Raw genomic sequence first — 8,847 nt, forward strand, 5'->3', positions numbered from 1 at the left:
TGGCGGCGCGTGAGCGCGAGGTGGCGGACCGCGACGGCCAGATCAACCTGCGCGAAGCCCGCCTGGCCGAAAGCGCCCGCGCTCTTGACCAGAAGGACGCGGAAATCCGCCGCCTGACCGGCGTGATTGCCGACAAGGATCGCATCATCGCCACGCCGCGCCCGGATCGGCTTGCACCCGAAGGCGTGGCCAGCATCACCCGCGTCACCGATTTTGCCAGCACCATCGGCGTGCAACTGGATGATGCGCAGACGGCGCTGAAATCCCGTGGTTTCTCGTTGGGTGCCATCGAGGTGAATGCCAAGGCGCTGCTGCAGGATGAAGGCCGCAAGATCGAGATCCTCGATCGGGAAGCGATGAAGACCATCCAGCCGGGCATGCTCTCTGATCTGAAATTCAGCTTCCGCCCCGACAAGCCACCGCCGGAGGTGAGCGGGCAGACAGTGCCCGACCTGATGTTCCTGACCGAAAGCCGCGCCCGAGCCGTGCTGTCCAGCCTGGGCTTGCTGCTGGAAGCCAGCACCGGCCCGGCCGGGTTGAACGCGCGGGCAGCGCCCGGCCAAGCCATGCTGCAAACGCCCGCTGCCGGCACCAGCATGCCACGCGGCGGCCGCGTGCACGTGATCTTTGCCGCCCCGAAGGAGTGAAACCATGGCCAGCAATCCTCCGCGCGGCGCCGTTGCCGATCTGTTGGCCGAAAGCGTCGCGGCGCCGCTGGGCGAGGTGATTGCCGCCGTGGGTCAGGGCGTGGCCGAAGCCCAGCGTGCGCTCGATGAATCGGCGCTGGCCGCCACGCTGGCGATTTACGAGGAACAGGGCGATGCCGGCATGGCCCTGCTGCGCGAGATCGGTTACCGGCCCACCTTCTATGTGCTGCCCGATACCGCCTGCGAAGTGCAGGTTTCGATGCGCATCGGCGGCACCGGCAGCGCCGATGGCAGCGCCGGCACGACGCGCATTCCTGGCGCCATCGGCAAGGGCCGCACGTATGTGACGCCGGTGGATGCCGGCTTTCAGCAGCGCTTCGGCTTTCAGGCGACAGCGGCCGCCAAGCTCACCTTCCGCATCGTGCCGGTGCCGCCGCCCTCCGCATTGGACGATGCCCGCCCGATGCCGGCGCTGATCGGCAAACCGGCGCCGGACGCGCTTGCCCTGCTTGATCGCATGGGCCTGGCTGCCACGCTGGTGGACAAGGACGGCAAGCCGGTGAGCGATGCCGCCGGCCGCAAGGTGGCCGCGCAAGGCGTCGACGCCGGCCGATTGGCGCCGCTCGCCGATCCGGTGGTGCTCACCGTGGAATAGCGCTTCAAACCGCGGGCAGGGCAGCGGTGCGCCGGTTCATTTCACCACGCCAAAGGCATAGACGGTGGTGGAGGTGAAGACCTCGCCCGGGCGCAGCAGGGTGGAGGGGAACGACGGCTGGTTGGGACTGTCGGGATAATGCTGGGTTTCAAGGGCAATGCCGTCGCCCTGCCGCAGCAGCAGGCCATCACCGGCGGGCTGGCTGCCGTTGAAAGCATTGGCGGTATAGACCTGCAGGCCGGGTTCGGTGGTGGACACCAGCAACCGCCGACCAGACGCGGGATCGATCAGTTCTGCAGCGGGGCGCAGCGTGCCAGCGGTGCCGTCGATCACCAGATTGTGATCAAGGCCGCGCGCCAGCAGGATCTGCGGGTGATTGCTGCGCAGTGCCGGGCCGATTGGGCGGCCCTCCCGGAAATCAAAGGGCGTGCCGGCCACGGGCGCGATTTCGCCGGTGGGGATCATCCTGGCATCAACCGGTGTGTAGTGGCTGGCGAACAGGCGCAGCGCCAGGCTGTCTACCGTCCCGCCGCCATGGCCGGCCAGCGTGAAATAGGCATGGCTGGTGACGTTGATGTGCGTCGGCCTGGTGGTGGTCGCCCGCCAGTCCAGCCGCAACTCGCCGGCATCGGTGAGTGTGTAGGTGGCCGAAATGCGCACCGTGCCGGGAAAGCCGTTGTCGCCATCGGGGCTTGCAAGTTGCAGTTCGACGCCGGCGCCCTTGTCACTGTGGAACAGGCGCGGCGCCCACAGCTTTGTGCCCCAGCCCCCGCCGGACTGGCTTTGCCCGCCATGGCTGGTGATGCCGGTTTCCGGGTTGGCCGGCAGGGCAAAACGCTCACCATCAATGCTGAAGCCGCCGCCGGTAATGCGGTTGGCAAAGCGGCCGATCAGCGTGTTGAACGAACCGCCGCGATCCCAGGCAGCAAAATCTGGCCGGGTGAGCACCATGTTGGCGAGCCGCCCCTGCCGATCAGGCACGGACACTTCGGCCAGGGCGCCGCCCCGGGTGAGGATCACCACCTTCATGCCGGCCTTGTTGGCCAGGGTGATGGCGTCAACGGTTTCGCCTTGGGCGTTGGTGCCGAATGGCGTCATGCTGGCGGTGGGGGCCAGTGATGGGGCGGCGATCAGGGTCATGGGCGTGCACATTGCCTGCTTCATGGCAGCGGCACCAGTATCATCAGCAAGCCAGGTGTCGCGAACCAGTGCTGCGAACGCAGGCGCCGCCGGCTGCCTTGCGCCGCCATGGAACTCTATCTAGACGATGATGCCATACTGCAAAAGCAGACCCGTCGCAGCCTAGGATGATCGCATGAAGATGCCAGAACCCGACGCTGCTGTCATGGCCCGGCAGGCCCAGATTGCCGCCGCGCTTGGCGCCATCGTGCCGGATGGGGTGATCGCCGATGCGGCAGGCGTGTCGCCCTATGGCAGCGATGGGCTGGTGATGTACCGGCAGAGCCCTCTGGCCGTGGTGTTGCCGCGCACGACCGAACAGGTAAGCCACGTGCTGGCCTGGTGCCATGCCAATGGCGTGAAGGTGGTGGCGCGCGGTTCGGGTACGTCGCTTTCGGGCGGGGCGCTGCCGCTGGCCGATGGCATCGTGCTGGGCATGGCGCGCTTCAACCGCATCCTGAGCGTGGATTACGACAATCGCTGCGCCGTGGTGCAGCCGGGTGTCACCAATCTCGCCGTCTCCCAGGCCATTGCCCACAAGGGCTTTTACTACGCGCCCGATCCGTCAAGCCAGATTGCCTGCTCGATCGGCGGCAATGTCGCGGAAAATGCCGGCGGGGTGCATTGCCTTAAATATGGCACCACCAGCCCCAATCTGCTGGGGGTGGAACTGGTGCTGATGGACGGCACGGTGCTGCGACTGGGCGGCCCGGGGCAGGAGCAGGCCGGCTATGATCTGCTCGGGCTGGTGTGCGGTTCGGAAGGGCTTTTGGGCGTCGTCACCGAAGCCACGGTGCGTATCCTGCCCAAGCCGGCCACGAGCCGCGCGTTGCTGCTGGGCTTCCCTTCCGTTACCGATGCCAGCGATTGCGTGGCGGCCATCATTGCCGCCGGCATCATCCCGGCGGGGCTCGAGATGATGGACGCACCGGCCATCCGCGCCGCCGAGGATTTTGTGAACGCCGGTTACCCCACCGATGTCGAAGCGCTGATGATTGCCGAGGCCGATGGTAGCGCGGCCGAGGTGGATGACCAGCTTGCGCGCATCACCGCCATTGCGAATGCGCATAACTGCACGCATCTGCGCGCCTCCACCGATGAGGCGCAGCGTCTGCTGTTTTGGGCCGGGCGAAAGGCGGCGTTTCCCGCCGTCGGCCGTATCGCGTCGGATTATTATTGCGTTGATGGCACCATCCCGCGCCGCCAGCTTGGTGCGGTGCTGGGCGAGATCAGCGCCATCGTTGCCCGCCATGGCCTGGGGGTCGCCAATGTCTTCCACGCTGGCGACGGCAATCTGCATCCGCTGGTGATGTATGATGCCTCCGTGCCGGGCCAGACCGAGGCCGCAGAGGCGGCCGGCGCCGAAATATTGATGGCCTGCGTTGATGCCGGTGGCGTGCTGACCGGCGAACATGGCGTGGGTGTCGAGAAACGCGATCTGATGGAACACCAGTTCAGCGCCACCGATCTTGAGGTGCAGAGCCGGCTGAAATGCGCCTTTGATGCGCATGGCCTGCTCAATCCCGGCAAATTGTTCCCCACCTTGTCGCGCTGTGCCGAAATGAACGCCATGCACGTCCACGGTGGGCAGCTGCCGTTCCCCGAACTCCCTAGATTCTGATGGCTTATCGTCCTGCCACGATTGAGGAACTGGCCGAGATGATCCGCGATGCGGCGGCGCATGGGCGGTCGTTGGCCGTGTCCGGCACCGGCAGCCGGCCCGGCATCGGCCCTGGCGCCGCAGACGCGGACCTGGATCTGACCGGCCTTGGCGGCAGCATCGATCATGATCCGGGCGAATTGCTGCTCACCCTGCCGGCATCGACGCCGCTCGATCATGTCGAAAAGCTGTTGGCCCAATCCGGCCAGTGTCTGGCGTTCGAGCCGCCTTCGCCCGATGCCATCTGGGGCCTGGGCCACGGCACCATCGGCGGCGCGGTGGCGAGCGGGCTTTCAGGCCCGCGTCGGCCCTTTGCCGGGGCATGCCGCGATCATGTACTCGGCCTGTCGGGCGTGACCGGGCGCGGCGAGATCTTCACGGCGGGCGGCAAGGTGCTCAAGAACGTGACGGGTTTCGATCTGCCACGACTGCTCACGGGTTCGCGCGGCACGCTGGCGGTGTTGACGCAGATCACCCTGAAGGTGCTGCCGCTGGCCCCGGCGCAGGCGACATTGCTGCTGACCGTCGACACGGCGGCCAAAGCGGTGCGCATCATGGCCGACGCGCTGATGATCGATGGGGGTATCACGGGCGCGGCGTGGAGTGCTGGCGAGGTGCAGTTGCGCATCGAATCCAGCCCGGCCGTCCTGCCGGCGTTGGTGGATGCCGCCCGCGCCAGGCTGCCCGCCGGCAGGCTGATCGAGGGCGACGCCAGCCGCGGGCTTTGGACGGCGATCACCAGACTTTATGGCCATGTGCAAGCCGACGACATCATCTGGCGCTGTCCGCTGCCGGCCAGCCGTGCGCCGGCATTGGCGGCCTTGCTGCCGCCTGATGCGCGCCTGCGGCTGGATTGGGCAGGTGCGCTGGCTTGGGTGCTGCTGCCGGCTGGGGCCGCCGATCTCGATCTGCATGCGATTGTGGCGCAAGCCGCCGGGCGCGACGGCCACGCCGAACGGCTGCGCGGGCCGGCCTCGCCCATCCCGGCCCGTGCGCCACTGGAGCCGGGTCTGGCGGCCCTGTCAGCGCGGGTGAAGGCGCAGTTCGATCCGGCCGGCATTCTCTCCCCCGCCGCTGCACCGGGCGGCGCCGCATGAGCAGCATCGATGTCGCCGCTGCGCAGGACCGCATTCGCAAATGCGTGCACTGCGGCTTCTGCACCGCCACCTGCCCGACCTATCTCGTCACTGGCGATGAGCTGGACAGTCCGCGCGGCCGCATCTGGCTGATGAAGGACATGCTGGCCAACCCGGCCACGGCCCCATCGCCGCGCGCCGTGCACCATATCGACCGCTGCCTGTCGTGCCTGTCGTGCACCACCACCTGCCCGTCGGGGGTGGATTACATGCATCTGGTTGATGCCGCCCGCGCCCATATCGAAAGCAACCATCGCCGGCCGTTGCCCGATCGGCTGCTGCGTGCCCTGCTGCCGGCGGTGCTCACCCGGCGCGGCCTGTTCCGCGCGTTGCTGCGCGCTGGCCGGCTGGTGCGCGACCTGGCGCCCCTGTTGCCCGCCCGTCTGGCAGCCATGCTGGCGATGGTTCCGGATGCTGTGCCGGCACCGGGCCTGGCCGAGCGCCGGGCGCCGCTGCCGCCTGTGGGTGCCCGCAGCGGCCGGGTGATCCTGCACCTGGGCTGTGTGCAGCCGGTGTTGCGCCCGGCCATCGATGATGCCGCGCTGCGCCTGCTTGCCCGCCACGGGGTAGAAGTGGTGATCACCCGCCAATCATCCTGCTGCGGTGCGATCGATCATCATCTCGGCCGCGAGGCCGCCGCTGCCGCCCATGCTCGCGCCAACATCGAAGCTTGGGAAGCGGCAGGCGCTGTTGATGCCATCATCATCACCGCATCGGGTTGCGGCACAGTGATCAAGGATTATGCGGCGCTGTTTGCCGATGATCCTGCCATGGCCGCCCGCGCCGCCGCCGTTGCAGCCCAAGCGCGCGACATTTCCGAGTATCTGGCGCTGCTGCCGTCGCTGCCGTCGCAAATCGCGCCGGGCTTGCCCGTGGCCTGGCACAGCGCCTGTTCCCTGCAGCACGGCCAGCAGGTGAAGGCTGCTCCGCGCCAATTACTGGTGAATGCCGGCTTTGATGTGCGCGATCCGGCCGAAGCCCATGTCTGCTGCGGATCGGCCGGCAGTTATGCGATCCTGCAGCCCGAAATGTCGGCCACACTGAAGGCCCGCAAGCAGGACGCCCTGGCCGCCACCGGCGCCCATATCGTGGCGAGCAGCAACATCGGCTGCATCGGTCAGATTGGCGGTTCAGAACTGCATATCGTCCACATGGTGGAATTGCTCGACTGGGCCAGCGGTGGGCCGCTGCCACCGAGGATGCCGCCGCAGTGCGCCTGACAGTCTGTTTCCGCGGGCCATAGTGAACCCGGGACGATAAGGAAATCGTTCTGGGGCCCCGGTTTCGGGTTCATCCATGAAGGATGTGGTGCGCGACGCAGTCCGAAGGTCTTTGCTCTTTCCCTGATATTCCCTGTTATTGAAGTTTTTTGCGCGCCAATCGCGGCCTGCCGGTGGTCGTTCCGAGCCAATAAACGTAATACTCTCCGTGGATTAGCGTAGCAATCAGCCGCTCATTGGGCCCGATTCCCTGCTGCAATAACAGGGAATTTGATTCCGCATATCAGGGAATTCCTCCCTCCCGAGCAGGCAATTTCGGCCCATTTGGCCCGCTTTTGCACTGCAGGAGCCCCGTATTCCGCCTTGTTGGCACCCTTCGTGGGACACAAACGCCCTTAGATGGGTTCCAAAACCCTATTCGTGGGTTTCAAATTCGGTGCTCCGCAACTCAACGAGTCATTATTGAGTGTTGAGGCGCCGGATGTGGGTCAGACCACGGGCATTCCAGGACACGCGAGCGCCATAGGGAGTCAGAAAATGCCTAAATGGGTTGAAAGCTGCCAACCGCGAATAACGTTCAAAGTGTTCATGATATGTACTGAGCCGACGGATTCAGGTAAGGCTGAAGGCGAGGAGGTGGGCCATGCCTGAGATCGTCTACCAGCCCTTGAGTGCCTTGCGCCCGTTCCCCAGGAACGCGCGCACCCACAGCAAGAAGCAGGTGCAGCAGATCGCGCGCAGCATCGAGCGGTTCGGATTCACCAATCCGGTGCTGGTCTCGGACGATGGCGAGATCGTCGCGGGCCATGGCCGGGTGCGGGCGGCGGCGCTGCTAGGGATGCAGACCGTCCCCACCATTGCGCTGTCGCACCTGTCGGCTGCGGAACGCCGCGCCTATGTCCTCGCCGACAACAAGCTCGCGCTCAACGCCGGCTGGGACAGCGAGATCCTGAGCATCGAGCTGCAAGGGCTGATCGATCTTGATTTCGATGTGACCCTGACCGGGTTCAGCCTGGCCGAGATCGATTTCACCCTCGATGCCGCTGCCGAGGCAAAGCCGAGCGGCGGTACCAGCCGGGATGATCGTGTCCCGCAGCTGCCTGAGCATCCGGTCACGCGCCGCGGCGAGCTTTGGCAACTGGGCCGGCACCTGCTGCTTTGCGGCGATGCCCGCGATCCCGATTGCTATGTGCGCCTGCTTGGTAACGCCCGGGCCGACCTGGCCCTCCTGTATCTCCTATCGCAACAGCACCACATGCGAGGTCAGCAATCAATTTGGCGGCGTCATCCTGACCGAGCCCGATCAGGTCACCCAGCAGACCACTGCCACTGGCGGTACCTGGACGTACCAATTTGACAACGGTGAAGACCCCGCTGATCTGCCGATCGTCGCCGGGCGCCCGCGCTGGACCTTCTCCTATATGCAGGGCAACGCGGAACTCGCTGAGACACGCTATGATCGCGGCCTTCTGGTGGATTATGTGGGCTCTGCGGGAAGTTATGCCTATCGCTACGCGGTAGCGACCTATACGTTGTCAACAACTGGCAGTTTTTCGATTGCCACGATCGACTATCGCGGGACATTGCCGACGTTGATCACCAGCGCGGCAGGCGATGTTGAGTATCTCGAGTATAATCTGCGCGGCGACATGACTCGGCGGGCGACGCTGCCACGATCAACCAACATTGCTGCGTTGACCCTCACCACAGGTGGGGCCTTCTTGCCGACCGACACAGAGCTGGCGATCTGCTGCGTGAATGCGGGCACGCTGAACATCCCAGCGGGCTCGACCATTGTCAGCCAGAGCTTCCTTCCCGATTGGGGCGGTGTCGGCTATTATGGCCAATATTATGCCATGGGTTGCGGCGTTGGTCCTGCTGATGACAAGCGTTGCGGCAAGGCGGTTGCCCAGATCGACGCCAAGGGCAATCAAACCGATTATGTCTATTCGGCTGTTCATGGCGGCATCCTTAGCGAAACCGGGCCGGCGCCGCTGCCCGGCGGTGTCCGTCCGCAGACCCGCTACACTTACGCGCAACGGCAGCCCCATATCCTGGCAGCAGGCGGTGGTGTTGTTGCATCGGGACCGCCAATCTGGGTGCTGACGGCCAAAAGCATGTGCAAGACCAGCCAGTGGACGGGCTCGGCCTGTGCTGCCGCCAATGATGAGGTGCGCACCACCTATGAATATGGCCCCACCACCGGCGTGAACAACCTCAACCTGCAGATTCCGAGATCATCCCGGCCCTTGTTCCGAGATGAAGCCGGCCGGGATTCCGACATGATGCCGGCCACCATTCCGAGATGATCCCGGCCGCCTTGGCGGGGGATTGGGGCGCCTGATCGTTG

General features: G+C 65.6%; 8 protein-coding genes. 7 read left to right on the forward strand and 1 reads right to left on the reverse strand.

Annotated elements, in window-relative coordinates; translation table 11 throughout:
• The coding region (locus tag RT662_RS15935; RefSeq protein ID WP_313671674.1) for a PASTA domain-containing protein at window positions 1–647 on the forward strand (647 nt) is incomplete at its 5' end.
• 4 nt (window positions 648–651) lie between these two features.
• Window positions 652–1,302: a hypothetical protein gene (locus RT662_RS15940; protein WP_313671675.1), complete on the forward strand. Its 651-nt coding sequence runs from the start codon at window positions 652–654 to the stop codon at window positions 1,300–1,302.
• 36 nt (window positions 1,303–1,338) lie between these two features.
• Here the strand turns inward: RT662_RS15940 and RT662_RS15945 are convergent, their stop codons facing one another.
• Window positions 1,339–2,442 carry an aldose epimerase family protein gene (locus RT662_RS15945; RefSeq protein WP_313671676.1) on the reverse strand — a complete coding sequence of 368 codons (1,104 nt, stop codon included), beginning with the start codon at window positions 2,440–2,442 and terminating at the stop codon, window positions 1,339–1,341.
• A 175-nt stretch (window positions 2,443–2,617) separates the two neighbouring features.
• Between RT662_RS15945 and RT662_RS15950 the strand changes: the two genes are divergently transcribed.
• The 5 genes from RT662_RS15950 (at window position 2,618) to RT662_RS15970 (ending at window position 8,806) form a co-directional block, all read left to right on the forward strand.
• Complete coding sequence (locus RT662_RS15950; protein ID WP_313671677.1) at window positions 2,618–4,102, forward strand: FAD-linked oxidase C-terminal domain-containing protein; 1,485 nt, start codon at window positions 2,618–2,620, stop codon at window positions 4,100–4,102.
• On the forward strand, window positions 4,102–5,238 hold the full coding sequence (locus tag RT662_RS15955) for an FAD-binding protein (RefSeq protein ID WP_313671678.1): 1,137 nt from the start codon (window positions 4,102–4,104) through the stop codon (window positions 5,236–5,238). The genes RT662_RS15950 and RT662_RS15955 overlap by 1 nt, the downstream gene beginning before the upstream one ends.
• On the forward strand, window positions 5,235–6,497 hold the full coding sequence (gene glcF, locus RT662_RS15960; RefSeq protein WP_313671679.1) for a glycolate oxidase subunit GlcF: 1,263 nt from the start codon (window positions 5,235–5,237) through the stop codon (window positions 6,495–6,497). The genes RT662_RS15955 and glcF overlap by 4 nt, the downstream gene beginning before the upstream one ends.
• A gap of 643 nt (window positions 6,498–7,140) precedes the next feature.
• The gene (locus RT662_RS15965; RefSeq protein WP_313671680.1) at window positions 7,141–7,854 is read left to right on the forward strand and encodes a ParB/Srx family N-terminal domain-containing protein; all 714 of its coding nucleotides are present in this window, start codon (window positions 7,141–7,143) and stop codon (window positions 7,852–7,854) included.
• A 64-nt stretch (window positions 7,855–7,918) separates the two neighbouring features.
• Window positions 7,919–8,806 (forward strand): hypothetical protein, encoded by an 888-nt coding sequence (locus RT662_RS15970; protein WP_313671681.1) that lies wholly within the window; start codon window positions 7,919–7,921, stop codon window positions 8,804–8,806.
• The last annotated feature ends 41 nt before the right edge of the window (window positions 8,807–8,847 follow it).

Origin of the sequence: Sandarakinorhabdus sp., from assembly GCF_032115815.1 — a bacterium.
In the GTDB taxonomy this organism is placed as follows: Bacteria; Pseudomonadota; Alphaproteobacteria; order Sphingomonadales; family Sphingomonadaceae; genus Sandarakinorhabdus.